Consider the following 25,291-nt stretch of genomic DNA (forward strand, 5'->3'; position numbering starts at 1 on the left):
TTCAGTGAAAGGACAGCATGCCAGATCAATCATCGATCACCTCGACGGAGTTCCTCGCCAAAGCCACGGCCGCTGCGCGTGCGGCAGCACACATCTTTCCCGAGTATGCGGCCTGCGAAGCTGCTCTTGAATCCGCATGGGGCGGCTCGACGCTTGCCGTCCGCGCCAACAATCTCTTCGGGCAAAAGCAGGCGCACCCTCCTGCCGGCCCCTCGCTCCAGCTGGAAACACGCGAGTTTTTGCATGGGCAGTGGGTGATGGTGCCAGCGGCCTGGATGATGTTCGACGACTGGACGCACTGCTTTCGCGAACGCATGGCCCTGCTGCATGAGCTTGCCCGGGCCTACCCGCACTACGGAGCAGCACTGGCCGCAAGCAGTGGCGAGCAGTTCGTCCGGGAGGTTTCGGCAAGCTGGTCGACAGACCCGCAGCGCGCCGGCAAAGTGCTGAGTGTGTACCAGAGACACTTTGCACAGGGCGCGCCACAGCAGCGTCTCGCCTAAACGAGACCGTAGTTGTAGCAAATCACCTCGAGCGACTTACTCGGGCTGCGGCTCCATCTTTTTCACCGGTTGTTGCTTGACCTCCTGGCGCAGGGCAGCCTCGCGAATCGGCTTCTCATGTAGCAGCAGCTCGGTTGCCTGCAGGTGTGGGTTGGCGTGGAACCAGCGCTTGCATGCGTCATCGTGCAGCAGGTTCAGCAGCGCCATCAGGGACATGCCCTGGTGGTGCGCCATCCACTCACGCACGATGCGTGGCCGCTCGCGGCCCTGCACATAATCCACCGCTTCGTACAAGCCGTAGGCGCCCACCCATCCGGATTTCGCCATCGCGTGCAGGTTGCGCAGCGCTTCATCGCGGTCGATGCCGAGCGCCAGGAAGCTGGCATACGGGGCGACGACCGGCCCGGCAGTCGCGTCCCACTTGAGCGCGATCTGCGGGATGCCAAATGCCTTGTAGTGGTAGTGGCCGCCGTCATCGGTCTCGGCGTAGCCGGACTCCGAGATGCCCCACGGGGTACCCAGCTTGCGGCCGTATGCACGCTGCACTGCCACGACGCCCGAGAGCGTGCGCGCCATCAGCGTGTCAGGGTACGACCGCATCCACAGCGAAGGCATCAGGTACTCGAACATGGTGCCCGTCCAAGAAAGCAGCACGGCGTGTCCAAAAGCCAGCGTGTGGGTGCGGCCCATCTTGAACCAGCTCTGCTGCAGCAGGTCGCCCTTGGCCACGGAGATGAACGCCGCGATGCGTGCTTCGGATGCAAGCATGTCGTAGCAGGCAGAGTGCAGCTCGCCTGTCTCCACCTCGTACCCGATCGAGAGCATCTCGCGATCATGTTGCACCAGGAAGCCGAAGTCCATCTCGGAAGCGAGGCGGAAGGCTTCGTGCGCGCACTTGGCCACGGCATCCGAGAGGCTCTGCAGATACGCGGCGGCTTGTGGCAGAAGCTCCAGAAGTTGTCGCGCCAGCACCGGGTGCCCGCTGTTTTCTCCCGTGTGCGACTCAAGGCGCGATGCGAGCAACCGGGCGAACTCCGCAGCGCTCCCGAGCGACGGATGCGCTGCGTGGCCGTCCAGGACAAGTTCTGCAATAGAGCGCAGCGGTGCAAACCGGGGCAGCAGCCATGGTTCGTAGTCGTTGACCAAGGCAGCAATGGCGCGTATGCGCGTGTGCTGCTCGTCCTGCCACCAGGCCGCTTCGCTGGCAGTCGTCACCTGCTGCGATGGCTGCTCATCGTGGGCGTATGGAACAGGCTGCTGGAGCGCTGCATGTTCCACGGCCCAACGAATCAGAACGTCCAGATCGGCGGAGGATGGCAGTGCTTCGCCGGTCTGTGCCACCGCAAGCTGCGTGCGCAAGCCATCAAAAAGACGTGCCTCCAGCAAGGGCCGCTGCAGCAACTCGCGCGCACCCATGCGCAGCGTGTACAGAGACGCTGCGAAGTTGCCGCTGTCCACAGACGAAACGGTAATGGGACGCAGCGCCTCGAGCGTGTGCGTGTTGTACCAGTTGTACAGATGCCCGCGATGCTTCGGCAGCGCCTCGAAGGTGTTGAGTGTGGCAAGTGTGAGTTGCACAAACTCGGGGATGGTCAGCCAGCCGAATTCAACCGCAGCCTGCCGTGCATTGAGCAGGAGACCAAGGTTGGTCGGCGAGACGCGCGCCGCTTCGAAAAGGTCTTGCTCTTCCACGTTGTCAGGAATGAGGAAGTGATGTTGCGCACCGCCAAACTTGTAAAAGTACCGCCAGATGCGCAGTGCGTGCTCTCGTAGAAAGAGTGTGTCTTTGGGTGCAAGCGCCAGCGTGGTTTCGCGCGGCGGCTTGTTGAGCCATGCAGTGATGGCCGGCGCGCAGGCCCACAACAGCAGCACCGGCGCTGCGTAGGGCAGTGCATGCGGCTCCCTCCACAGGACCAGCAACGCAACGACGATGGCGAACAAAGGTGAGGCGGTAAGATAGCGGTCGACCGGCGTGATGCGCTTGCCCGCCTCTGCTTCGGCTGCCGTCTCCCACTCGAGCAGACGCTGCCCGGTGATGAACCGCCGCACCAGTGCACGGCCAATAGCGTCGATCGAGAGAAAGGTTGAGTGCGGCAGAAAGACCACGTTGAGCAGCGTGATGAAGGTAGCCTGTGCCGCGCCTGCCAGCGCTTCACCAACGGCCCCGGCCTGGTCAGAAACCAGAGCCCGGCCAAGTGAAAACAGCAGCTGCACAAAGCTGGGCAGGAACATCAACAGCAGCGTAATCAGCGTCCAGTAGAGTGGGCCGCCTTCAAGGCCGAACCAGCCCGCGATGAACAGCAGCATCGTGAACGGTTCCACGAGCGAACGACGGAGGTTGTCGAAGATTTTCCAGCGCGAGATGGTGGAGATAGGATTGCGCACGCTGTTGCGTGTTTCATCTGGTACGGACTTGAACAGCCACTGCGCGATCTGCCAGTCGCCGCGTACCCAGCGATGCTTGCGGCGTGTATATGCGGAATAGTGCGACGGGTAGTCATCGACGACCTCGATGTCGGTGACGAGACCGGCGCGCGCGTATGCGCCTTCGATGAGATCGTGCGAGAGCAGGGAATTGCGCGGGAAGCGGCGATCGAGCACAGCGTGCAGCGTCGATACTTCATAGATTCCCTTGCCGGTGAAGATACCTTCGCCGTAAAGATCCTGGTACACGTCAGAGACGGCGCGCGTGTAGATGTCGAACCCTGTCTGCCCGGAGAACAGCGAGGCCAGCCGCGAGCGCGACGCCGACTGAACGCTGACCCCAACCCTGGGCTGCAGGATGCCATAGCCGGCGGTGACGATGCGCCGCTCGGGATCGATCACTGCCCGGTTCAATGGGTGCGCCATGGCGCCGATCATTGCGGCAGCCGTACCACGCGGCAGCTGCGTGTCCGAGTCAAGCGTGATGATGTAACGCACGCTGCGCATCTGCTCGACTCCGCCCGCCTTGACGGGGAAGGCGTCGTACGTGCCTTCCAGATACTTGTTCAGATCGAGCAACTTGCCGCGCTTGCGCTCCCAGCCCATCCATACGCCCTGGCGCGCGTTGAAGATGCGGTGGCGATGAAACAGGATGAAGCAACCGCCCGGCTGTCCGCGGTACTGCTCGTTGAGGTCCGTGATCAGCTTGACGGCAAGCGCCACCAGCGGGTCGTCGTCGTTCTCGCGCGGCTTGGTGACTGCATCCGGCAGATCCGTGATCAGCGCGAAATGAAGCTGGCGATCCTGGTTCGCTAAATAACGTACTTCAAGCTCAGCCACTAACTCGCGCAAAGAGCGCTCGCTCGTAAGCAGCGTCGGCACGGCCACCAGGGTGGCAAAGCTTGCAGGGATCCCTATCTTGCTGAAGTCGAGCTTGGGCAAACCGCGCGCTTCAAAGAGCAGGGTGATGGTGTTGTTGACCAGGTCGACGACGCCCTGCGTCGCGGGCAGGAACAGCAGAAATGCTGCCAGCACCAGTGCGCCAAAGGTATGCGAAGCAGGCACCAGCGGGAGCAGCAGCGCGACAATCAGCAGTACAGAAAGTATCTCAATCGGCGCGATGTAGAAGAGATCCGCATCGCCGCGTGCCGCGACGCGGATGCGCTCCGGAAGTGGTGGCTGGTAACTGATCTGGTGCGACAGGTCGGCAACGCCGCCATCGACGAGGTAGTAGCCGATGTGCGACTCGCGGAGGAACACACGCGGATCGCTCACATCCGTGCGGGTAGCGGCCTGGCGCGCAAACCGGAGTGCCTCCTGCGCTACTTCCAGCTCGTTCAGATCGGAGTAGCGGGCCAGCAGCGCCACGCGCTTGCGATAGGCTTCGCGGCTGTCGAAGTCCATGCCCGCGTAGGCGCCGGCAGGGTCTTCGCGAAGCACGCGGTCGAACACGACCAGCGGCTCGGCGACCACGGTCCAGTCAGCATAGCCAAGCTCGCGCAGGCTCTTGATGGAGCGCTCGATCACGGCGTTGCGCCCCGGCGGAATGCCCGCGGCAAGTACCGCGTGGCCCTCGCTCACGGCCTGCTCCATCAGGTGGAACTTCATGAGCGAGGAGAGTGACCAGAGCTCCTGCAGTTCCAGTGGTTCGTGCTGCTGCGCTTCCTCGACATAGAGAGGTAGTGCCTTGGCGTCCCACGCGTTGGTGGTGGCAGCGAAGTAGCCGGCCGCGACCGCGGCGATGCGCGGCAACCCTTCGCCCTGCGCCGATGCATCGGAGTTATTCTCTGCCGCGAGACGGGGCAGCTGGTTCAGAATGCGGTGGCCAGTGGTGACTTCATTCAGCGCCGAGCGCAGCAGTCGCGGATTCTCGCGCAGCACGAGCAGTGGGTCGGCAACAGCATTCTTGTAGTCAGGCTCGGGCAGGGCATCGAGCTTGCGCACCAGCGCGTCCAGCGCGGCGCGCGCTGCCTCGGCGCGGCTCTTCAATCCACTCGCACCGCGTGGGCGGCGCGTAGCATTCCAGCTTGCTGCGTCTTTGCGTGCCTGCGCAATCAACGCATCGTGCTCCCATGTCGGCGCTGCAGGGGCAGCAGTTTCCGACTGGTCCATCGTGTGATCCGTGGGTAGTGCTGCGGCCTCGGAAAGGCTGGTGTCTCTATCTGTCACGCGTTGCTCCAAGAACTTCTCAGCGAAAGGTTAGCGATAGCTGGCCGCCTGCATCTCGAACATCTCCGCGTACTGGCCGCCGAGCGCCATCAGGCGGGTGTGATCGCCTTCTTCCACCAGCTGTCCACCGGCGAGAACCACAATGCGGTCTGCCATGCGTACGGTCGAAAAGCGATGCGAGATGAGCAGGGCCATTTTGCCGGTGGTGAGTTCGGCAAAGCGCTCAAACACTTCAAGCTCTGACTTGGCATCAAGCGCCGCTGTTGGTTCATCGAGGATCAGCAGCTGCGCATCGCGCAGATATGCGCGAGCCAGTGCGATCCTTTGCCATTCGCCGCCGGACAGGTCCGTGCCGTTGTCGAAGCGGCGGCCCAGCATCTGGTCGTACCCGTTAGGTAGCTTGCGCACAACGCTGGCAGCGAGTGACTTGTCAGCAGCACCGGCGATATCTGCATCGGTATGCGGCAGCTCCACGCGACCCACGGCGATGTTGTCGCGCACCGTCATGTCATAGCGCATAAAGTCCTGGAAGATCACACCCATCTCCTGGTGCAGGTCGTCCAGCGCATACTCGCGCAGGTCGATGCCGTCGAGCAGGATCTGGCCTTCGGTCGGGTCGTACAGGCGGGTGATGAGCTTCACAACGGTCGTTTTGCCCTGGCCGTTTTCGCCAATCAGCGCGATGCGCTCGCCGGGACGCAGGAAGAAGTTGAAGTTCTTGAGTACCCGCCGCTCGGTGCCAGGATAGGCGAACGAAACATTGCGGAACTCGAAGCCACGTTGGATGGGGCGAGGCATCTTGAGGCCATCCGGCTTCGAGACGACGGTCGGCTTCATCTCAAAGAAGCCGATCAGATCGGTGAGGAACAGCGCCTGGTCCGCGATGCCGGATGCGGTCGAGAACACCTGCTGCAGGTAGCTTTGCGCCTGTTGCACGGCGCCCACGATCACCGTAAAGGTGCCGATGTTGTAGCCGCCGTGAATCGCGCGCCAGATTACATAGATATAGGAGGAGTAGTAGCCGGCTATCCCGATGATCGAGAACAGCCCGCCCCAGATCAGGCGCGACTTCGACAGCGCGATGTTCTCTTCATAGATCGTCTGCGACAGGCGCGCAAAGCGATCGGTGAAGTAGTTGCTCAGGTTGAACAGCTTGAGCTCTTTGGCTGCTTCCTTGCTGCCGCCCACCTGGCGGATGTAATCCATCTCGCGCTTGGCCGGGGTCTGGCGGAAGTTCTTCGCGTAGCCCAGGAAAGCGAAGTGCGTTTCGCCGAGAAACGACGGAATCACCGCGATCAGCAGGAAGATGATCAGCACCGGCGCCTTGGAGATGACCTGTGCCGAGAAGAAGATCACCGTCAACACCTGCTGCACGAGCCGGCCCATGGCCTGGATCATGGCGAGGCGGTCGGTCGCCTGCACCCGGGCACGCTCGAGGCGGTCGTAGTAGCTGGGGTCTTCGTAGGTGGTGAGGTCAAGCTGCGCCGCCTGCCGCATCACGCGGATCGACACGTAGTGCGTATAGCGGTCGGCGAGCAGTGCGTCGCAGTACTCGATAATGCGCGAGATGATGCCGACGGCCACGATGATGGCGATCTCGGTTCCGACGATGGCCCAGAAACGCGGCGGAATGCCCTTGCCGCTGATGCCGTCCTGCACGCCATTGATGATGGCGCCGGCGACCTTGAGGCCAAGCACAGGCAGCCCGGCGACAAACACCCGCAGGATCAGGCCCCAGGTCACGACCGAAGGCCCGGACTCCCAGAGAATGGCGAGCACAGAGGGTACGTTGCGGAGTGCCTGGATGCGCTCGGTCCAGGCTCCCTTGGTTTTTTTCACTGGATCGGCCATTCTTGTTTGCTTTCCGCCTGCGAGCGTTCTGCCGCGGCCGCACCTACTTGCGTCCCAGGGATGCCGCAAAAGCTGGTTTCGTGGATGCTCGGTCTTCTCCCGGAGTTGTGAGCAGGATTGTCGGGAGGGGAGCGCTTCTTGCGTCTAAGGGTACACTGCGGCCGTGAAGCCAAAGCCGAGCATGACAGGCGCTGTGTCTGGAACAACAGCTTCAACCGTGCCGCTACCGGGGCAGGCGGGCCTTGGCCGTCATTTGCTGCCGCTCCCGCTCGCCATCGCGGGGTCCATTCTTTTCTGGGCCTCGGCATACCCGGCCATCCGGGTGGGCCTGCGCCTGTTTACGCCCGGGCAGCTGGCTGCGGTGCGCTTCCTGGTAGCCGGGCTCTGCTTCGCACTGCTGCACCTGCTCCGGCCCATGAGATTGCCGCGGGGCTCGGCACTCGCGAGGACAGTGCTGGCCGGGGCACTCGGCATCGCCGCGTACAACCTGCTTCTGAATACGGGCGAGCAGCACGTGTCGGCCGGCTCAGCCTCATTCCTGATCAACTCCATGCCGGTGTTTGCCGCGTTGCTGGCGGTGCTGCTCGGGGAAAGGCTGCGACCGATGGGATGGCTCGGTGTCGCCATGTCGTTCGGGGCGTAGCCCTGATCGCCGCCAGCACGCCGGGCGGTTTGCACACCGGGGCAGCCTCGCTGCTGGTGCTGGGGGCGGCGGTATGCGCGGCGCTGATGGGTTTTCTGCAGAAGCCCCTGCTTCGCACGTACACGCCGGTCGCCGTTACGGCCTGCATGATGTGGACCGGCGCGCTGTTGCTCGCGCCTTTTCTTCCCGGGGCTGTGCAGGCTTTTCACGCATCAGGAGATGCAATGCTGCCGGTGGCAACGGCGGTGTATCTCGGGGTCTTCCCGGCAGCACTTGGATACCTGACGTGGGCACAGGTGCTGGAGCGGTTACCGCTGGCAAGGGCGGCCAGCGTGCTGTACCTCATCCCGCCGGTCACGCTGCTGGTGTCGTTCGTGTGGCTGGGTGAGCAGGTAAGCCTCGGCAGCGTGCTGGGCGGAGCCCTAACCCTCGCCGGGGTGTTTACACTCTCGCGCTCTGGCCGGCTGCCGAAGGCGGCCAGAGCGCGAGAGCAGGCAGTGGAGCGATCCGCGGTCTAAAGCGGTGTCAGTCCACCCGTGGCGCCGTAAATTTCACCCGTCACAAAGCTGGCATCGTCCGAGGCCAGAAAGACATACAGCGAGCCAAGTTCCACGGGCTGCGCCGGCCGCTGAAACACCGTGGTCTTGCCGAACTCCTTGACCTTGTCTGCTTCCATTGTCGCGGGGATCAGCGGTGTCCAGACCGGGCCGGGAGCGACGCCATTCACACGGATGCCCTTGGACGCCAGCGCCTTGGCGAGACTCTTGGTCAGGTTGGCGATGGCAGCCTTGGTAGCCGCGTAGGCAATGAGATTTGGACTGGGGTTAAACGCCTGGATCGAAGTGGTATTCAGAATGACGCCGCCTGCCTTGAGGTGCTTTTCCGCGGCCTGGGCCACGGCAAACGTGGCAAACACATTGACGCGGAATGTTTCCGCGAACTCGTCGTACGGAATCTCGCTAAGCTCCTGGTGGGTGCGCTGGAACGCGGCATTGTTGACCACGATATCGAGCTTGCCCAGCAGCTTTACGGTCTCCTCCACCGCGATCGCCGCGCTCTGTTGCTGCGATAGGTCCAGTGCGATGGCGTGTGCTTTCCGTCCCTGCTTTTCCACAGCCGCGATCGTGACACGGGCGTCATCGGCTTCCTCGGGCAGGTGGGTGAAGACGATGTCCGCGCCTTCCTTGGCGAACAGGATGGCCACAGCCCTGCCGATGCCGCTATCGGCGCCGGTGATCAATGCCGCGCGTCCCGTGAGCCGGTCGCGCCCGGTGTAGCTCTCCAGGCCATGATCCGGCGCCGGCTCCATGGCTGCTTCTGACCCCGGGGCCGGCTGCTGCTGCTGTGTGGGAAAAGGAGGCTTGGGGCCGAAGGTGAGGGGATTGCGTGCCATGAGGTCTCCTGCGTGCTGCCGATCAATTTGTTGCCGCTCCGTGCATGCCGCATGTTCGCTGCCCACGCAGGGTGTGCGAAGTCGAAGGGAGGCGTGCTAATACAGAGCCTGCGCTGCCCGCCGGGGTTGTGCTCGGCAGCGACTTCGCTTTGGCCCAGCACCACGCGGCGATGACTGTGCCACGATGAAAATGAAGCCGGGTGTGCTGGCTAGGCGAAGGCGTGCGCCATAATGCATTGAGGCTTCAACGCCAAACGCCACTCAGACGCCCCTGCTGGTGTGCGCCGGCTGAGCCTTCAAGAACGGAAAGAAAGCTGGAGGGAAATGCATGCACGTTCTTCTGACCACGGACTCGGTCGGCGGTGTCTGGACCTACACCGAAGAACTGAGTGCGGGCCTGGTGCGTAACGGTCACAGGGTAACGCTCGTGAGCTTTGGCCGCTTGCTCGATGATGGACAGCGCGCCTGGTTGTTGAGCATGGATTCTCCTTCCTTTGACTGGATCGAGACCGAGTATGCGCTGGAGTGGATGACGGACGTTGGGGCAGATCTGGTGAGCTCCGTGGAGATGCTGCGCAAAGTGGTGCACCAGGTGCAGCCCGACGTGCTGCACAGCAACCAGTTTGCGTATGGTGAGCTCGCTGACACGCTGCCGGTGCTGTTGACCGGGCACAGCGACGTGCTGGGCTGGTGGGAAGCAGTGCACGGCGAGAGTGCGCCCGACACCGGACGGTTGCGCGCGTACACTTCGTTGGTGCGCGCCGGCCTGCAGTCGGCGACGCGTCTGGCCGCGCCCACCGCATGGATGGCCCGGGAGCTGCGCCAGCAATACGGCATCAACCGGCGGATTGAAGTCGTGGCTAATGGTCGCTCGCCCGAGCTGTTTGCGCCGGGCGTTCCCGCAGGACAACCCCAGCGCGAGGGCCGCGTATTGCAGGCGCTGACAGTGGGCCGCACCTGGGACCCCGGCAAGCACGTGACGCTGCTTGAGCAGCTCGACGTGCCCATGCCGCTGATCATCGCGGGCGAAGGTATCTCGCCGGCCTCACCGGTGCATGTGCCTGTTGCGCTGCCCGGCATTGAGAGCGAAGGCGTGACGTACCTGGGCAAGCAGACCGCGGCGGAGCTGCGCGAGTTGTACAGCCGCACAGCGATCTATATCGCCACCTCCTGCTACGAGCCCTTTGGCCTGGCGCCGCTCGAGGCTGCGCTGAGCGGCTGCGCCCTGGTGCTGAGTGATCTGCCCACGCTGCGCGAGATCTGGGGCGATGCGGCACTGTACTACCCGGTGCGCGATGCGGAAGCCCTGTCGGCGATCCTCGTGCGGCTGGCCGGAAGCTGGGACGAAATCGAAGAACTGGGCGCGCGTGCGCTGGCCCGGGCACGCACCCACTACTCCGCCGAGCAAATGGTGAAACACCACGAGGCGCTGTATGCATCGCTGGTGCAGGTCGCCACTGCCTGAGCGATCGGCCGGCATCCAAGCCGGGATGCAGGACGACACAACCGAAACGATCGAAGCTCTCGACACAATCATTCTGGGCGCAGGCATCGCCGGGCTTTCCGCAGCGCGATGCCTCGCCGAGGCTGGCAAAAGAGTACTCGTGCTCGAAGCGCGCGCCACGCCTGGCGGTCGCATGCGCACCGTTGCGACCGCGCAGGGCCCCGTTGAACTGGGCGCGGAGTTTGTCCACGGGCGTCCACCGGAGCTGCTGGCACTGATTGAAGAAGCGGGTTTCGCACTGCAGGAAGCAGAAGGGCAACAGCTCTGCTTTCTCGGCGGAAGCGTGCAGCCATGTCCGGAAGATGATGCCACGTGGTCGCTGCTCGATGCGATGGCGGCCACGGCTGCAACGGAACCAGACATGTGTTTCGACGCGTACCTGGCGCGTGGCAATGCCTCGGCAGAAGACAAGGCACGGGCGCGTGGCTACGTGGAGGGGTTCAACGCCGCGGACGCGCGTGAGATCGGCATCGCTTCCCTGGCGAAACAACAGCAGGCCGAGGACGCGATCGAAGGACACCGCGCTGCGCGCCTCGAGCGCGGCTACCAGGCCCTGGCCGAGTACGTCCTTTCCCGCGCGCAAGCAGCCGGCGCCACGTTCCTGTTCAACACCGCCGCACAGGCAATCACATGGCAGCAGGGCACCTGCACGGTGCGCGCGGCCGACGGCAGGCAATGGACCGCCGCCACGGTGATCTGCGCGCTTCCACTGGGCGTACTGCAGCAGCAGGGCGCGATGTGCTTCGACCCTGCGCCTGCGGCAGCGCTCGCGGCAGTGCACAGCCTCGCACCCGGAATCGTGCAGCGGATAGTGTTTGAGTGGACGGAGCGCTGGTGGGCAGCAAGCCACCCGGACATGCACTTCCTGTTTGTCCGCGGGCAGCGGCCGCCTACGTGGTGGACCACGTCGCCGCGCGCCAGTGCTCTGTTGACCGGATGGGTCGGTGGGCCGCAGGCGAAGGTGGATGCGGCAGCGCTCGTCCAGGAGGCCCTGCGCACGCTGGAGCAGGTGTTTGAACGGGCGCCCGGGTCCCTCGATGGAATGCTCAAGGCCGTGCATTCCGTGCACTGGAACAGCGAGCCCTACACCCTCGGCGCTTACAGCTACGCCCCGGCGGGCGCGGCGGGCGCGCCGGGGATCCTGGCGACGCCGGTCGAGAACACGCTGTTCTTCGCGGGCGAACACACCGACACCACCGGGCACCCCGGGACTGTGCATGGTGCACTGCGTTCGGGGCTGCGCGCCGCCGGGCAGGTGCTGGCGGTGCGCAGGTAGCTGCGTCTCCGCGGGAGTTCTGCCGCGTCAGGGCTTTGGCGCTGCTGCCGATGTGCCTGGCCTGCGCTTCGTTTGCATCGCCGTTGCACCCGCGACGTCTGGTGCGTGCGTGTTGGCAGCCGAAGCTTTGTAGGCATCCTGCTGGGCAACCGTGGTCCATGGCGAACCAGCATGACCGTTGTGCCAGATGCTCACGATGCGTCGGGTGTTGGCGATGTCCGCTGCCGGGCTGCCATCGAGCAGCAGGAAGTTGGCGCGCAACCCTGGAGCTACCGTGCCGGTCTGCATATCGATGCCGAGCAGTTTGGCGTTGTTTTGTGTCGCGCAGTGCAACGCTTCCAGCGGCGTAAGACCCGCCTCCACCATCAACTGCAACTCCAGGTGCTCCGCATAGCCGGGCAGGCGCAAAGGGGTCGCGCCTGAGTCGGTGCCAAAGCCGACCCGGACGCCGGCCCGGTACATGAGGCGCAGGTTGGTCTTGGCCATCTCAAGATCCTTGCGGTGCTGGGCAATCGTAGGGTCCGAATCCACGCTGGCCTTGTAGCCGGGGCTGCGCAGCTTGGCAAGCTCCGCCGCCGGCGTGGCACGGATCAAGAACGGGTCGTTCAGCAGCTCAGGGTGGTCAGCAAACAGGAAGAAAGTGGCATCCAGTTCCAACGTCGGGATGTAGAACGTCCCGTGCTTCTTCATCGCCTGGATCAGCTCCGGGTCCACGCGCTGGTCGCGCACCGAGTGGCCGAGCACATCGACGCCGGCAGCAACCAGCAGCTTCGCATCCGCCAGCGCGTACACATGGGCGGCTACCGGTACATGCTGTTTGTGCGCCTCATCAATCACCGCGGCATAGATCTCCGGCTGCATCTTGGGCAGCTTGCCGTGTAGGTCATCGACCCAGACCTTGATGAAGTTGGTGTGGCGAGATGCTGCTTCATCCACGTCCCTGCGGGCTTCGTCCGCATTTTTCGGCGCGTACAACTGGTCATCCGCATGCGGGATCGGTGGCGCCCCGCCGGGTACGCCGATGCCGCGATCCGCAACAAACACGGTGGCTCCATCCAGATTGCCCGCAGTCTGCTGCGCGCGGATGAGATAGATCAGGTCCCGGTTCAGCCCGAGGGACAGCATGTCCAGCACGCCGTAGTGCTCGTACTGGCGCAGCTCGGCGAGCACGTGCGGTTCGGTGTAGTAGCTCGCGTCATTGGCTGCGCCATTTACCAGGGCGAGGTGGCCGTGCGCGTTGATCAGCCCCGGGATCATGGTCTGGCCCGACGCGTCGATCGCCCGGGTGCCCGGCGGCAGCGACCGCGCGTCCGGTGTTGACGCGCGGATAGCCTGAATATGCTGCCCTTCCACCACGACCGTTACATTGCTCTGGGGTGGCCGTCCGGTGCCGTCGATGAGGCGCACATGCTCAATCGCGGTGAACTGCGGTAGGGGTGCCGTAACCATCTGGGCCAGCGACCGGGCGGGTGCGAGGAGCAGCAGCAGGGCTGAAGCCGAAGGCAGCACATACCGAAGGATGCGCGATGAATTGGACATAATGCGCTTTGACGCCGCAACTGGCGACTGCGTCGTACGCAAAACACAGTCTTCTTGGAATGTGCCGGATGGCTGCCCACACGCTTCGCGCATCACAGCATGCAGCTGCCCTTTTACCCCGATACACCGTAGCGAAGAGGATAGGAAACGCATGATACAGACCGATGTGAAAACGCCACTGGACCCGCGCACGCGTCTGAGCGCCGCTCCGGGTTTTGAGCGCGCAACCGCGCAAAGCCCTACGCAGAAGGCTGTCCAGAGCCCGCTGGTGTATGCCGCCCTGGTTTCCGCGGTGTACCTGTTCCGCAAGCAGATCTTCAGCCCGGGTGGCCTGTTGTTCGCAGCCGGTGTTTACGTTGCGCGCAGTGCCAAAACCCAGAAGCTGGCCGGCACCCTGCAGCAGGCGTCAAGAGGTCTCGTGCAGGAGCAGGCAACGTTCACGATCGCCAAGCCTGCGGACGAGCTCTACGCAAAGTGGCTCGATATCGCCACCGCGCCCAGCTACCAGGAGTCGATCCACAGTGTGACTGTGACCGGTGAAGATACGTCGCACTGGGTGATGGATCTGCCGGGCGGCCAGACGCTTGAGTGGGACGCGGAGTGGACTGCGAAAGAACCGGGCAAGCGCCTCGCCTGGCGCTCGATCGGCGACACGCCCGTGCCCTCTGCCGGACAGGTTTCGTTTGAGCCCGCAGTAAGCGGGCGTGGCACCGTGGTCCGCGTCAACCAGGAGTTCCTGCTGCCAGGCGGCAAGCTCGCCGCTGCGCTGGGTGGTTTGGTCTCGCGCACGCCGGGCGGCTTCGTCAAGGAGAACCTGCGCCACTTCAAGCAGCTTGCCGAGACCGGCGAGATCCCCACGACGCGTGGCCAGTCCCACGGCACCCGCTCTGCGGGCGCACGCGTGCAGCAGGCCTTTACCGGGGACAGGGAACAACAGCCGACCGTGCCGCAAACCGGCGGCATCGCACACGAAGGGGTGGCACAGTGAAGGCACTTTGCTGGATGGGTAAGGAAAAGCTCGAAGTACAGGATGTCGCCGACCCCAAGATTCTGAACCCGGGCGACGCCATCATCAAGATCACGCGCACCGCTATCTGCGGCTCGGACCTGCACCTTTACGACGGCTACATCCCCACGATGCAGCCCGGTGACATCCTCGGCCACGAGTTTATGGGCATCGTGGAAGAGGTAGGCCCGGCAGTCAAGAAGCTCAAGCGCGGCGACCGCGTGGTGGTGCCGTTTACCATTGCGTGCGGCTCCTGCGCCTTCTGTTCTGACCAGCTGTACAGTGCCTGCGACAACACCAACCCCAATGCGGCGCTGGCAGAGAAAATGTACGGCTACTCGGGCGCCTCGCTGTATGGCTACTCGCACATTTACGGCGGCTACGCCGGCGGCCAGGCACAGTATGCCCGTGTTCCGTTCGCCGATGTTGGCCCGCTCAAGATCGAGAACGACATTCCCGATGAGAAGCTGCTGTTCCTGACCGATATCTTCCCGACCGGCTACATGGGCGCGGAGAACGCCAATATCAAGGAAGGCGATACGGTCGCCGTCTGGGGGGCGGGCCCGGTCGGTATCTTTGCGGCTGCGAGCGCCTTCATGTTCGGCGCCAAGCGCGTCATCTCGATCGATCGCTTTCCGGAGCGGCTCGCTCTGGCGGCCAAGGTCGGTGCGGAAACTCTGGACTATTCCAAGTTCGATACGCTCTCGACCCTGCGCGAGCTGACCGGTGGCAATGGGCCTGACGCCACAATCGATGCGGTTGGACTGGAAGCGCATGGCAGCGGCCTTGGCGGCGTCTACGACAAGACCCAGCAGGTGCTGAAGCTGTCGTTTGATCGGCCCACAGCACTGCGTGAGGCGATCATGGCCGTACGCAAGGGTGGGACGGTCTCGGTGCCTGGCGTCTATGGCGGGCTGCTCGACAAGTTCCCGTTCGGTGCTGCCTTCGGCAAGGGCATCACGATGAAGATGGGGCAGACGCATATGCAGCGCTACCTGCAGCCGCTGCTCAAGCGCATCGAGGACGGCCAGCTCGATCCGAGCTTCATCATCTCGCATCGCATCGGCATGGAAGAGATTCCGGATGCGTTCCGTGTGTTCCGCGACAAGGAGTTTGGCTGCACCAAGGTTGTCATCGACCCGTGGGCAGAAGGCGGACGGACCGGCGACCTGGTGCCCAAGGGCAGTCCCCAGGGCACGACCAAGAACCTGTCACCACTAGCGTCGTAAGCGAGCGGGAACGTCACAAAGGCCAGCAGAAGGGGAGTGCCCACGGGCACTCCCTTTCTGCTGCCCGCTTCAGGCACACACTACTCCTCGTTCCACTGCTGCTCGGCGCGGCGGCCCAGCCCGGTGAGCGAACTAAGGTCCTTGCCATCGGCGGTCCGGCCGGGCATGGGTGTTTTCTGCGAAAGATCCGGCGCAGGCAAAGCGCGGTTCACCAGGGAGCACACCAGCGCGGTGACCTCTGGCAACGCCTGCGCCAGTCGGGCTGCGACGGCAGCCTGCGGAGTGATGCTCAGCTCGGTTTCTGCTGACTCCACCGCGCGCAGCACTCGGCCGGCAGCGGCATACGCGTCACGCGAGCTGCCCGGGACCGAGTCGCCCAGGTTGAACCAGCGAAACTCCTCCTCGCGCTTGCCCACCACCGGCGCGTTGCGCGGTGAGCCGGTGCGCAGCAGCCCCGGCGTCACGGTGGTGACGCGCACGCCCCTGGCGCGCACCTCGGCATGCAGCCCCTGTGAGAAGCCCACCGCTGCAAACTTGCTGCCGGAGTAGGGGAGAAGGTGCGGCACCGCGACCTTGCCGCCGATCGACGCGATGTTGACGATGGCGCCCTCGCCGCGTCCGAGCATGCCTGGCAGCACCGCCAGCGACGCATGCACCATGCTGAAGTAGTTCGACCGGATAGCGTCTTCGAAAGCCTCCAACGGCTGGGACTCGACCGGGCCGACGGAGATCACGCCGGCATTGTTGACCAGGATGTCGATCTGCCCCCACTGCTGTTCCACGTGACGCACCAGTTCCACGACCTGCTCGTTTTCGCGCAGGTCGCAGGGCCACACCAGCAGGTCCTGCTCACGCGCCGCGCCGCGCTCCAGCAGCAGCGTGCGTGCGCGCTCCAGGGCCTCGGGGTCGCGCGCTGTCAGCACCACCCGGGCGCCTGCGCGGGCAAACCGCTCGGCGAGCGCGAGACCGAACCCGCGGGACGAGCCGGTGATCAGCGCGACCCTGCCTGCGACCGGGAAGCGCGGCCACGCGCGCCGTGCCAGCTTCGCTGCCGCAACGGTCGCTGCGGCGACCACGAGTGCTCCCCAAACCTTTTGCCTGTTGTTGTGCATGGCTGCTTGGATGCGGCGTGCCGGGCTATTCGATGGGACAGCCGCGCATCCCGTGCCTGTGAATTCGGGCCTATCACCCCAAAGTTGCGCGTCCGGTAGGGACGGCTTATCGTTGCCTCCGAAGGAGAGATGATCTCTCCAACAGACTGGAGTCTGCCTTGCTTCTGAAATGCATGTCACCGCTTGCTGCTGTTTTGCTCTCGACCCTCGCTCTGCCCTGTCTCGCGCAGGCGCCCGGCCAGGCATCCGCCACGGCGGCGACTCCGCCGATGGGCTGGAACAGCTGGAACCACTTCGCCGAAAAGGTCACCGATGCGGACGTACGCGCGGCGGCCGACGCGCTGGTGTCGAGCGGCATGCGCGACGCAGGGTATATCTACGTCAACATCGACGACACCTGGGAAGCAGGGCGCGACAAGCACGGCAACATTCAGACCAACAGCAAGTTTCCCGACATGAAAGCGCTTGCCGACTACGTACACGGCAAGGGGCTGAAGCTTGGGATCTACTCCTCGCCCGGCCCCAAGACCTGCGCCAACTATGAAGGCAGCTACAAGCACGAGAAGAAGGACGCGGCGATTTACGCGAAGTGGGGCATCGACTACCTGAAGTACGACATGTGCTCGTACGGCAACATCATGGACAAGAAGGTCGGCAAGCCCAATGCGGCCAATGCCGCGGTGCGCCTGAAGATGGACGAGGCCGTGTACCAGAAGATGCATGACGCCATCGCCGCGACCGGCCGCCCCATCGTGCTTTCGATGTGCCAGTACGGCTGGGATGACGTCTGGAAGTGGGGCGATAGCGTGGGCGGCAACCTGTGGCGCACCACCGGCGATATCACTGACACCTACGCCCGCATGTCTGAAATCGGCTTCGGCCAGGCCGGGCTGGCCAAGTACGCCGGGCCAGGCCACTGGAACGACCCGGACATGCTGGAGGTGGGCAACGGCGGCATGTCGCAGGACGAGTACCGCACGCACATGACGCTTTGGGCAATGCTGGCTGCCCCGCTGCTGGCTGGCAACGACCTGAGCAAGATGACCCCGGAGACGCTGGCAATGCTGACCAACAAGGGCGTCATCGCCATCGACCAGGACGCGCTGGGCAAGCAGGGCGACCGGCTTTCGCAGGAGGGCCAGCAGGAGATCTGGTCGCGTTCGCTCTCGGGCGGCGGCATGGCGTTCGCCCTGTTCAACCGCTCGGCCGATGCCCGCCCGGTGACGCTGCCACTCGCCTCCGCCAGCCTTGCCGCGGGGACAAAGCTCCACGATGTCTGGGCTGACCAGGACGTGAGCACCGACGGCGGCCAGTACACGGTGACCGTGCCGGCGCATGGAGCAGTGCTGCTCCGCAGCAATCCCTAGCGGCTGCACCGGGTACCCGCCGGCGCGCGGGCCGTGGAGCGATCCCGGCCCTGCCCGCTGGCAGGGGCTTTGTTCCCGGGAACGATCCTGGGAGTGCTCCCGGCGGTACCCGCCAGCAATCGCACCTTCCGCACCACTGCGCACCGTCGGACGCGTAGAATGTGGTGTGGGCCCACCGGCCCTTTGCGGTCGGAACACGCAAGTGAGGCAGCCCCTTCTCAAAATCATGAGCGCAACCCATCTGGAACCCGCGCAACTCGCAGTCGCCACAACGCGCGACCTCGTCTTCAACAGTTTTCGGCGCTGGGGATACCTCCAGGCGCAACTCGACCCACTTGGACATGAACTCGCCGCCCTGCCGCTGCCGGAAGACCTGCCCGCCGGCGCGCGCGAGGAAGACATCGCTGCCGCCCGCAAGGTGTATTGCGGCACCATCGGCGCAGAGTTCATGCACATCGCCAGCCGCGAGCGCCGCGAGTGGATCATCGAGAAGCTCGAGCAGACACCCCGCAAACTGGCCGCTGCTGAGCAGCGCCACGTGCTCTCGCAGCTGATCCGTGCCGATCTTTTCGAGCAGGTGATCCAGTCGCGCTATCTCGGTACCAAGCGCTTCTCGCTCGAGGGCGTCACCGCGCTGATCCCGCTGCTCGACGAAACCTTCCAGCGCGCAGCCGACCTCGGCGCCTGCACGGTTGTGATCGGCATGAGCCACCGTGGCCGGCTCAGCGTGATGGTGAACACCTTCCGCAAGGCCGCAGCGGACATCTTCTCCAAGTTTGAAGATGTGAACCCGCGCTCGTTCCTGGGCGGCGGCGACGTCAAGTACCACGTGGGCGCCACGGGCAAATACCAGACGCGCACCGGCAAAGAGCTGTCGCTGCACCTCGTCTCCAACCCGAGCCACCTGGAGGCGGTCGATCCCGTCGCCATGGGACGCGCCCGCGCCAAGCAGACCCGCGCCGGTGGCGTGGAAGGCAGCGCAGCCGGTATGCGCCAAGTGCTGCCGATCGTGATCCACGGCGACGCAGCGTTTGCAGGGCAGGGCATCACCGCCGAGGTCCTGAACCTCAGCGGCATCCCGGGCTACTCGGTTGGCGGCACGGTGCACGTGCTGGTCAACAACCTGATTGGCTTTACGGCCGAAACTGCCGAAGCAACCTCCTCGCGCTTCGCTTCGGATGCCGCCAAGCGGCTACCCGTGCCCGTGTTCCACGTGAACGCGGAAGACCCGGATGCGGTGCTCCGGGTTGCCGCGCTCGCGCTCGAGTACCGCTACACCTTCCAGTCCGACGTCGTGATCGACCTGATCGGCTACCGTCGCCATGGGCACTCCGAGGTGGACGACCCAACGATCACCCAGCCGATCCGCTATGCACGGATCAAGAACCACCCGCCGCTCAGCGAGCTGTATGCCAAGCGTCTCGGCGTCGACACGGCTGAAGAGCACCACGCGGTGCAGCAGGAGTTTATCGAGGCACAGCGCAGCGCCACCGAGATTCAGCAGACAGCTGTGCTGGCCACGCTCCCTGACTACTGGTCGCCCTATCGCGGCGGCCTGTACAAGCCCGAGTACGAGCGCGAGACCGGGCTCACCCGCGACGAGGTGACGCGCCTGGGTCATCGCCTGGGCGAGTTTCCGGCGGAGTTCCACATCCATGCCAAGCTGCGCAAGCTGCTCGAGCAGCGCATGGAAATGGCCGACGGTCATCGCCCGTTCGACTATGGAATGGCTGAGGCTGTGGCGCTCGCGTCGCTGCTCGAGAATGGCACGCCCGTCCGACTCAGCGGCCAGGACTCGGAGCGTGGCACCTTCAATCAGCGCCACTCGGTCCTGATCGACACAGAGACGGAAAAGCACTGGATCCCACTCGAGCACGTGAGCCAAGGGCAGGCACGGTTCGAGGTCTACAACTCTGCCTTGAGCGAAGCCGGCGTCCTTGGCTTCGAGTACGGCTACAGCCGTGACTACCCGGAGACGCTGGTGCTCTGGGAAGCGCAGTTCGGCGACTTTGCCAACGGCGCGCAGATCATCATCGACCAGTTCATCTCCTCCGGCGAAGACAAGTGGGGCCTGCTGGCGCACGTCGTGCTTCTGCTGCCGCATGGCTACGAAGGGCAGGGGCCGGAGCACTCGAGCGCGCGCGTCGAACGCTACCTGCAGCTCGCCGCTCACCACAATATGCAGGTCTGCCAGCCCTCCACGGCCGCGCAGTACTTCCACTTGCTGCGCCGGCAGATGCTGCGGCCGTGGCGCAAGCCGCTCGTGGTCTTTACGCCCAAGAGCATGCTTCGCCATCCTGACGCCATCTCGCCGATCGAGGACTTCAGCCGTCCATGCTTCCTGAACGTGCTGCCCGACACCACGGCCGAGAACGCCAACCGCCTGCTGCTGTGCACCGGCAAGATCGGTCACGATCTCCGCGTGGAGCGCGAGAAGCGCGGCATCACCAACGTGGCCATCGTCTTCGTGGAGCAACTCTACCCCTGGCCGGAAGAGGAACTGATTGCAGCCATTGACGCGCACCCGGACGCCCATGAGGTGATCTGGGTGCAAGAAGAGCCGGAGAACATGGGCGCAATCTCATTCGTGATGCCGCGACTCCGCCGGCTCATTCGTGACGGCCGCCAGGTGCTCTCGATCAAGCGCTCTGCCGCGGCCAGCCCTGCGACCGGTTCGGCCAAGGCACATGAGCTGGAGCAGCGCACACTGATCGACCTGGCACTCAGCAAGGGCATCGACCACAAGGCGCACTAAGCGCCTTGCGGTCAGTCCGGGCTCATCGCTGATAGGAAGCGGCGGCCCGGTACGGGTCACTCTCCCGACGGTGATGTCGTCACAGCTGATGCGGAGCCCCGGGCACATCCCGGATGCTTGTTCCCGGCTCAAATCGATATGCCGCTGATTTCTCCTGCGAGTGCGCCGCACCTCCTGCCTTCCGCCGAAGCACTCGTCGAGAACGCGACCCCAGTCTCTCCCGTGGAACTGGCGGCTGCCCCTCCCGGCAAGCTGTGGCGACCTCGCCGAGTGCTGATTACCCCGGACGCGCTGGCCCTCCCACATGGGCGCGCGATGCTGGACCGCGCTGCCAGCTTTGGAGGGGACGTGGTGCGCCTCACCGCGAATCGCCTGCCCAGCTTTGCCGCGGACACGCCCGGCAAAAGCTATGCGCTTGCCAAGAGCACCTTCGCCATCGTGGTGTCGCCGCCCGGGCAACGCAAGCTGCAGCCCATTCCGCCATCGGCCGACTGGCAGTTCCATGTCGCGCAGGGCTGTCCGGCGCACTGCCAGTACTGTTACCTAGCCGGATCTTTGAGTGGAGCGCCGGTCACGCGCGCCTACGCCAACCTGCCCGAGATCCTTGAAGCGCTGCGGCCCTACGCAGGCCAAGGGCAGATCACCTCGCGATCCGAGAGCCGCGCCGCCGAGGGCACGACCTTTGAAGCTTCCTGCTACACCGACCCGCTCGGCATCGAGCACCTCACCGGGGCGCTCGAGTCTTCGATCCGCTTCTTCGGCGACTGGGATGCGCCGGTGCAGCTGCGCTGGACCACCAAGTTCAACGGGGTGCAACCACTCCTGCCACTCCAGCACCACGGGCGCACACGCGTGCGCTTCTCGCTCAATGCCGCCAGCGTAAGCCGCGACCTGGAAGGCGGCACCGCCACGGTTCCCCAGCGCATCGCTGCGCTTCGTTCCATGGCCTTAGCCGGCTACCCCGTCGGCCTGACCATCGCGCCGATCATGCCCGTGCCCAACTGGCAAACCGAGTACACCGCGCTCCTTGCCGCAGTCGCCACTGCGCTGCACGAGGTGCCTTCGCCTGACCTGACCATTGAGCTCATCACGCACCGGTTCACCCCTGGCTCCAAGGAGGTGTTATTGAGCTGGTACCCGAAGACCCCGCTCGACCTGCGCGAGGAGATGCGCTCCGAGAAGCGCACCAAGTTCGGCGGCTTCAAGTACGTCTACCCAAAGGACGAGATGACCGAGCTCCGCTCATTCTTCCAGCAGAACATCGCTGCCCTGCTGCCGGCAGCGAAGATCCTCTATTGGACGTAGAGGTTCCCATCGATCACCCGTCCCGAAGGGACCGCGAGCCGCGCAGGCGGTTTACCCGCGCTGCTCCGCAGCGATCTTTCGCAGCTCCGGCAGCACCTCGCCGAGCGCCACCGGCTCGGCCGAGCGCGTGCCGAGGCCGAAGTACAGCTTGCGGTACAGCGCAAACAGCCGGTTGTAGATCGTCTGCGCCCCGGGCTGCGGCGTGTAGGTCCTGAAGGCGAGACACAGCTTGTCCTGCGCTGCCTCGATCGTGGGAAACGCGCCGGCAGCGACCAGCGCAAAGATGCCCGAGCCGAGGCTGGTCGGGATGCCGTCGGGCACCAGCACAGGCTTGCCCAGCACATCGGCGTAGACCTGGTTGAGCACGACGTTGTTCTGCGGAATGCCGCCGGCATTGATGACGCGCTCGACCGGGACGCCGTGCTCGGCCATGCGCTCCAGGATGATGCGGGTGTGGAACGCCGTGCCTTCAATCGCGGCAAAAAGTTCGTCCTGCGCAGTGTGCACCAGGTGCCAGCCCAGCGTCACGCCGCCCAGTTCCGCATTGACGAGCACGGTGCGATCGCCATTGTCCCAGCTCAGGCGCAGTAGGCCGGTCTGGCCGGCGCGATACTGCTCCAGGCCAGCGGCGAGCTCGCGGACCCTGGTCCCCGCGCGGCGCGCAATGGCTTCGAAGATGTCGCCCGTTGCAGACAGCCCTGCCTCGACCCCCGTGAACTCGGGATGCACGCTGCCGGGCACGACGCCGCACACACCCGGAACCAGCGTGGTGCGCCGCTCCATCGCGATGATGCAGGTCGAGGTTCCGACCACGTTGACAACATCGCCCTCACGGCAGCCTGCGCCAATCGCGTCCCAGTGCGCGTCAAATGCGCCGACCGGGATCGGGATGCCGGCCCGGAGACCCATCTTGTCCGCCCACGCCGGCGCAAGCTTCCCGGCAATGTGATCCGAGGTCTGGTAGGCGCCGTCGAACTTCGCGCGTATACCCTCGAACACCGGGTCGAGTTTCGTAAAGAACTCCTGCGGCGGCAACCCGCCCCAGCGCGGGTTCCACAGCCACTTGTGCCCCATGGCACAGACGCTGCGGATCACCTGCTTCGGTTCCGTGATCCCGGCGAGTGTGGCCGCGACCATGTCGCAGTGTTCAAACGCGGTGGCAAATGCCGCCCGCTGCTCCGGGTTGTGCCGGAACCAGTGCAGCAGCTTGGCGAAGCCCCACTCGTGCGAGTACACGCCGCCGCACCACTCGATCGCTTCGAGCCCCTCGGCGTGCGCGAGCGCGGTGATCTCCTGCGCTTCGCTCTTGGCGCGGTGGTCGCACCACAGGTAGTACTCGCCGAGCGGCTGCATGTCGTGCCCGACCATCACGACGCTCGAGCCGGTGGTATCAAGCGCAATGGCGGCGACCTGCTGGTCATCCACGCCGGTCTCTTCCAACACCTTGCGCGTGGCTTCTACCAGAGCGGTCATCTGGTCCGAATGCGACTGCGTGGCAAAGTCCGGGTCTTCCCGCTTGCGATGCAGTGGATACTCTGCTGAGGCGGTACCGAGACGGCCTCGCTCACTATCAAGCAGCGTCACCCGGACGCTGAGCGTACCGAAGTCAACCCCAGCAACGATGGTTCCTGCCATGCCTTTGTCACTCCCTGGAATTGTCCGTAAACGTTTTCTTTTGCTTTCTAAACAAGAACAGGACCGCCGCATCTCCGGGCGGTCCTGTTTGTGCCTGTCGCTGCGCCAATCTTACTCTTCGATGGCGCCGTGGTGGTGCATCTGCCAGCCCAGGTACCGCGTTGCCGCTTCGTACACCGGCGCTGCCACGTTGGAGAAGTTGGCGGCAACATGGTGCTCGTAAGCGTTCTCGCAGATGAAGCGGAGCAGCTTCTGCATCTTGGGAATGCGGCACACGCCGGCGCCACCGAACGTCTCGAGTGGATCGTTGGTGAATTCGCCCTCGCCGACATAGCCGCGCATCTTGCCCGTCAGGTCGTCGGTCGAGAAGCGCAGGTAGCTCATCGCACCAGCCTTGACGCGACCCACGCAGGTGCCGAAGGTGTTCTCCTTGCCGACCGTGCCAGCAATGATCGCCTGGAAGTCCATCACGACCGACTCGAAAAAGTGCTTAGGCAGGTTGGAGCAGTGGAAGCAGACTGCCTTGTCATCCTCGTCGCCGTAGTTGTTGTTCCAGTCGAGAAGGGCGCTGGGGGTCTCGCTCGCGAGCGCCAGGCCGTACATGCTGAGCACGCCGGCGACATCGGTCTCGCAGGCAGACGAGAACAGGTTCTCGCTCATCATGCTCATCACGGTGCAGGGCACCACGCCGAAAAACTCCTCCATGGCGGTCCAGCACTGGATCGCCGAGATCGTACAGTAGGTCTCGGTCATCCAGCCGTCGATCACCGCGCCGAGCTTGGCCATCTTCAGCAGTGCTTCTGCCGGGATGTCGGTCGTGGGCACATACTGCTTGATCGCCGCGAGCTTCGCCTGCGCCGCGTCGTCCATGTCCTTCATGCGGTTGATGCGGCCGATCACTTCCGACAGGTCCAGCGTTTCGACCGAGATGCCGTTGTGCTCGAGAATCTTTTCGGAGTAGCGAACGGTGTTGAACGCCGCAGGACGGGCGCCGATCGCGCCGATGCGCAGGTTCTTGAACCCGTTGACCACGCGGCAGGTCGCCGCAAAGTCAGCCAGGTCCTTTGCAAACAGCTCGCTCTGCGGGGCCACGCAGTGCTTCTTGGTCAGCGAATAGGGAATGTTGTACTGCATCAGGTTGTTGCAGGCTGACATCTTGCCGCAGAACGAGTCGCGGCGATTCGCGATCTTCATGATGTCCGTGCGGTCAGGCGTCGCCTGCACCAGCACCGGCACCTTGAGGCCCGACAGGCGGATCGCGTCCACGATGGCGCGCTCTTCGCCAAAGTTCGGCAGCGTCACGATGATGCCGTCGATCATGTCGGCATTGCGCTTGAACAGTTCGGCGCAGTGGCGGGCATCATCGGGGGTCTGCACTGCGCCATGCTGGGTCTGCTCGGGCGAGAGCACAACAGAGTTGTAGCCGAGCTTGGAGAGCACCGCGATCATGTCCTCGCGGCCTTCCTTGGCCAGATGATGCGGGAAAAACCCGCGCGAACCGACAATGACGCCGAATGTGAGCTGCTTCTTCATGAGTCCTCAAGAGTGAGCCTGCGGGAGCAGGGGTGATGGGGTTCGTT

The 25,291-nt window shown here is 64.3% G+C and carries 17 protein-coding genes; 10 read left to right on the forward strand and 7 right to left on the reverse strand.

The window, feature by feature from the left end; translation table 11 throughout:
- Positions 1 to 17: 17 nt before the first annotated feature.
- The gene (locus D1Y84_RS12000) at positions 18 to 503 is read left to right on the forward strand and encodes a glucosaminidase domain-containing protein (protein ID WP_124848861.1); all 486 of its coding nucleotides are present in this window, start codon (positions 18 to 20) and stop codon (positions 501 to 503) included.
- 36 nt (positions 504 to 539) lie between these two features.
- On the opposite strand, the gene D1Y84_RS12005 is transcribed toward D1Y84_RS12000, so the two are convergent.
- Complete coding sequence (locus tag D1Y84_RS12005; protein ID WP_124848863.1) at positions 540 to 5,096, reverse strand: glucoamylase family protein; 4,557 nt, start codon at positions 5,094 to 5,096, stop codon at positions 540 to 542.
- A gap of 30 nt (positions 5,097 to 5,126) precedes the next feature.
- Positions 5,127 to 6,947: an ABC transporter ATP-binding protein gene (locus D1Y84_RS12010; protein WP_124848865.1), complete on the reverse strand. Its 1,821-nt coding sequence runs from the start codon at positions 6,945 to 6,947 to the stop codon at positions 5,127 to 5,129.
- 193 nt (positions 6,948 to 7,140) lie between these two features.
- Here D1Y84_RS12010 and D1Y84_RS18170 point away from each other — a divergent pair, with 193 nt between their 5' ends.
- Both D1Y84_RS18170 and D1Y84_RS18175 read left to right on the forward strand, forming a co-directional pair.
- Entirely contained in the window at positions 7,141 to 7,590 is a 450-nt protein-coding gene (locus tag D1Y84_RS18170; RefSeq protein ID WP_199726401.1) for a DMT family transporter, read from the forward strand.
- The gene (locus D1Y84_RS18175) at positions 7,557 to 8,108 is read left to right on the forward strand and encodes a DMT family transporter (RefSeq protein WP_199726402.1); all 552 of its coding nucleotides are present in this window, start codon (positions 7,557 to 7,559) and stop codon (positions 8,106 to 8,108) included. Before D1Y84_RS18170 ends, D1Y84_RS18175 begins: the two co-directional genes overlap by 34 nt.
- Here D1Y84_RS18175 and D1Y84_RS12020 read toward each other — a convergent pair.
- Positions 8,105 to 8,983 carry an SDR family oxidoreductase gene (locus D1Y84_RS12020; protein ID WP_124848867.1) on the reverse strand — a complete coding sequence of 293 codons (879 nt, stop codon included), beginning with the start codon at positions 8,981 to 8,983 and terminating at the stop codon, positions 8,105 to 8,107. The two genes, D1Y84_RS18175 and D1Y84_RS12020, sit on opposite strands and share 4 nt — an antisense overlap.
- Before the next feature lie 328 nt (positions 8,984 to 9,311).
- On the opposite strand from D1Y84_RS12020, the gene D1Y84_RS12025 reads away from it, so the two are divergent.
- Entirely contained in the window at positions 9,312 to 10,448 is a 1,137-nt protein-coding gene (locus D1Y84_RS12025; protein ID WP_124848869.1) for a glycosyltransferase family 4 protein, read from the forward strand.
- Positions 10,449 to 10,473: 25 nt separating this feature from the next.
- Entirely contained in the window at positions 10,474 to 11,763 is a 1,290-nt protein-coding gene (locus D1Y84_RS12030; protein ID WP_158615439.1) for an NAD(P)/FAD-dependent oxidoreductase, read from the forward strand.
- Between the two features lie 27 nt (positions 11,764 to 11,790).
- Here the strand turns inward: D1Y84_RS12030 and D1Y84_RS12035 are convergent, their stop codons facing one another.
- On the reverse strand, positions 11,791 to 13,302 hold the full coding sequence (locus tag D1Y84_RS12035) for an amidohydrolase family protein (RefSeq protein WP_158615440.1): 1,512 nt from the start codon (positions 13,300 to 13,302) through the stop codon (positions 11,791 to 11,793).
- Positions 13,303 to 13,453: 151 nt separating this feature from the next.
- Here D1Y84_RS12035 and D1Y84_RS12040 point away from each other — a divergent pair, with 151 nt between their 5' ends.
- Positions 13,454 to 14,290, forward strand: a complete 837-nt coding sequence (locus D1Y84_RS12040) for an SRPBCC family protein (protein ID WP_158615441.1) — start codon at positions 13,454 to 13,456, stop codon at positions 14,288 to 14,290.
- On the forward strand, positions 14,287 to 15,537 hold the full coding sequence (locus tag D1Y84_RS12045; protein ID WP_124848876.1) for a zinc-dependent alcohol dehydrogenase: 1,251 nt from the start codon (positions 14,287 to 14,289) through the stop codon (positions 15,535 to 15,537). Before D1Y84_RS12040 ends, D1Y84_RS12045 begins: the two co-directional genes overlap by 4 nt.
- An 80-nt stretch (positions 15,538 to 15,617) precedes the next feature.
- Here the strand turns inward: D1Y84_RS12045 and D1Y84_RS12050 are convergent, their stop codons facing one another.
- Positions 15,618 to 16,649 carry an SDR family oxidoreductase gene (locus tag D1Y84_RS12050; protein ID WP_158615442.1) on the reverse strand — a complete coding sequence of 344 codons (1,032 nt, stop codon included), beginning with the start codon at positions 16,647 to 16,649 and terminating at the stop codon, positions 15,618 to 15,620.
- A gap of 173 nt (positions 16,650 to 16,822) precedes the next feature.
- Here D1Y84_RS12050 and D1Y84_RS12055 point away from each other — a divergent pair, with 173 nt between their 5' ends.
- The 3 genes from D1Y84_RS12055 (at position 16,823) to D1Y84_RS12065 (ending at position 22,076) form a co-directional block, all read left to right on the forward strand.
- A complete protein-coding gene (locus D1Y84_RS12055; RefSeq protein WP_124848880.1) occupies positions 16,823 to 18,016 on the forward strand; it encodes a glycoside hydrolase family 27 protein in 1,194 nt (397 codons plus the stop codon).
- Between the two features lie 226 nt (positions 18,017 to 18,242).
- Positions 18,243 to 20,771 carry a 2-oxoglutarate dehydrogenase E1 component gene (locus D1Y84_RS12060; RefSeq protein ID WP_124848882.1) on the forward strand — a complete coding sequence of 843 codons (2,529 nt, stop codon included), beginning with the start codon at positions 18,243 to 18,245 and terminating at the stop codon, positions 20,769 to 20,771.
- A gap of 138 nt (positions 20,772 to 20,909) precedes the next feature.
- Positions 20,910 to 22,076 carry a spore photoproduct lyase family protein gene (locus tag D1Y84_RS12065; RefSeq protein ID WP_233581369.1) on the forward strand — a complete coding sequence of 389 codons (1,167 nt, stop codon included), beginning with the start codon at positions 20,910 to 20,912 and terminating at the stop codon, positions 22,074 to 22,076.
- A gap of 51 nt (positions 22,077 to 22,127) precedes the next feature.
- On the opposite strand, the gene D1Y84_RS12070 is transcribed toward D1Y84_RS12065, so the two are convergent.
- Together D1Y84_RS12070 and D1Y84_RS12075 are read right to left on the reverse strand one after the other, a co-directional pair.
- Positions 22,128 to 23,711, reverse strand: coding sequence for a ribulokinase (locus D1Y84_RS12070; protein WP_124848884.1), 1,584 nt, complete (start codon positions 23,709 to 23,711; stop codon positions 22,128 to 22,130).
- 111 nt (positions 23,712 to 23,822) lie between these two features.
- A complete protein-coding gene (locus D1Y84_RS12075; RefSeq protein ID WP_124848886.1) occupies positions 23,823 to 25,244 on the reverse strand; it encodes an L-fucose/L-arabinose isomerase family protein in 1,422 nt (473 codons plus the stop codon).
- Between the last annotated feature and the right edge of the window lie 47 nt (positions 25,245 to 25,291).

It is taken from the genome of Acidipila sp. EB88, from assembly GCF_003858395.1.
Taxonomy (GTDB): domain Bacteria; phylum Acidobacteriota; class Terriglobia; order Terriglobales; family Acidobacteriaceae; genus EB88.